Annotated in this window: 1 protein-coding gene; it reads left to right on the top strand. The window is 45.2% G+C overall.

The features are described 5' to 3' along the window. Window positions 1–473: 473 nt before the first annotated feature. The gene (ltrA, locus tag BM377_RS16055; RefSeq protein ID WP_092250998.1) at window positions 474–1,868 is read left to right on the top strand and encodes a group II intron reverse transcriptase/maturase; all 1,395 of its coding nucleotides are present in this window, start codon (window positions 474–476) and stop codon (window positions 1,866–1,868) included. Window positions 1,869–1,891 lie beyond the last annotated feature (23 nt).

Raw genomic sequence — 1,891 nt, 5'->3', positions numbered from 1 at the left:
AGTGCGCCTAGCGGCGCACGTTTCCAACGGGTTAAAGTCCCGAATTCGCCCGGTAGTGGGAAGGATATAGCCGAAGGCAAGGGTGTCCATCGCGAGGTGGAATCTGAAGGAAGCTGGATGTGAGGAACATACTAACTCACGGGCAAATCTCTGGTCTGACGAACAGAAATCTCATATGAGGTCATGCATGAGGGTAAGGCTACTGCACAAGTCGAAACCCCATAACTACACGGAATCATGCATGATAGATGAGGCAGATGGATGGAGAGGAAGAAACGTGTGGTACCTAGGGAGGTCTGCGTGAAATGCTCTGAAAGGAGTAACCACCGTACAAGGAAACGAGGCGGTGCTGAACACGCAGAAGTCAGCGGAGGCCATAGTAGGGATATGGACATGGAAACATGGACATGCTAACCGAAGGACCGAATCAATAGGAGTCTTAAGTATGACCGAGAAAGGAGGAATGACCTTTAATGGCAGAAAACATTGAAAACAATGGCTGTTCGCAAAGAGATAGTGCGGAACATGAAGGGTATGCGAAAGTGCCTAGGTCATTCAATCGGATATGGAAAGAAAGAGACAGTGCACAGCCGAAGCTCTTGGAAGCGATACTGTATAAGGATAACTTTAACAGAGCGTATAAAAGAGTTAAGGCAAACAAGGGAGCGCCAGGTATTGATGGAATGACTATCGGAGAGGCACTTCCGTACCTTAAGGAACATCAACAGGAGTTAACTGACCGCATATACCGCGGCAAGTATACCCCATCGCCAGTCAGGCGAGTTGAGATTCCAAAACCAGATGGTGGTGTGCGCAAGCTTGGCATACCCACCGTGATAGACCGAACACTCCAACAGGCAATAACTCAACAGTTAGTGCCAATCTATGAACCATTGTTCGCGGATGGAAGCTACGGCTATCGTCCAAACAGAAGCGCAAAGGATGCTATACAGAAGGTAAAGGAATACGCAGAACAAGGTTACACTTTTGCGGTAGTCTTGGACTTATCAAAGTATTTCGACACCTTAAATCACGAAATCCTTATCAATCTCCTCAGAAAGAATGTAAAGGACGAGCGCGTAGTTCAGCTCATAAAGCGCTATCTGAAAAGCGGAGTAATGGAAAACGGAGTGGTCATTGATACAGAGGAAGGCTCACCGCAAGGTGGGAATTTATCTCCACTTCTTGCGAATATCTACCTCAATGAGTTCGATCAAGAGTTTCTGAAAAGAGGAGTGCCCTGTATAAGATATGCAGATGACATCGTTCTTCTTGCGAAAAGCAAAAGGGCATCAGAAAGACTCCTAGAAAGCAGTACTAAATATCTCGAAGAGAAACTGAAGCTAACGGTTAACCGAGAGAAAAGCCGTACTGTAAGTGTGTTTGCAATCCGAAATTTTAAATTCCTTGGCTTTGCATTGGGAAGGAACGGAAGTGGCATATATGTCCGAGTTCATCCAAAGTCATGGAAGAAGTTTAAGTCCAAGCTGAAAGACTTATCTTCCCGTAAGTCTGTACAGTCCATCAAGCCAAGCCTAGAGAAAATCAAGGTGTATGCTAGAGGATGGCTTAACTACTATGGAATAGCCAGCATGAAAAACAACATAGATGACATTAATAAGTGGCTCTATCACAGAATACGCATGTGCATATGGAAACAGTGGAAACTTCCCAAGACAAAGAAGAGAAATCTTATTAAACTGGGGATACCCGAATACTATGCACATATTACAGCCAACAGCCGTAGAGGCTATTGGTTTGTGTCTGGTATGGGCGCGGTTAACCGTGCCTTATCAAAAGAAAGACTGATAAACAGTGGCTTTTATGATTTAGCCACAGCCTATCAGTCTATGCACGTCAACTATTGAAAGCGCCGTATACCGAACGGTTC

Origin of the sequence: Butyrivibrio sp. INlla21, assembly GCF_900116875.1 — a bacterium.
GTDB lineage: Bacteria > Bacillota > Clostridia > Lachnospirales > Lachnospiraceae > Butyrivibrio.
Note: the sequence above shows the minus strand (reverse complement) of the source record. Positions and strands in the feature narration are given on the sequence as shown.

Coding starts and splice junctions, on each gene's coding strand:
- ltrA (WP_092250998.1), top strand. CDS start 474: ATGGCAGAAAACATTGAAAACAATGGCTGTTCGCAAAGAGATAGTGCG.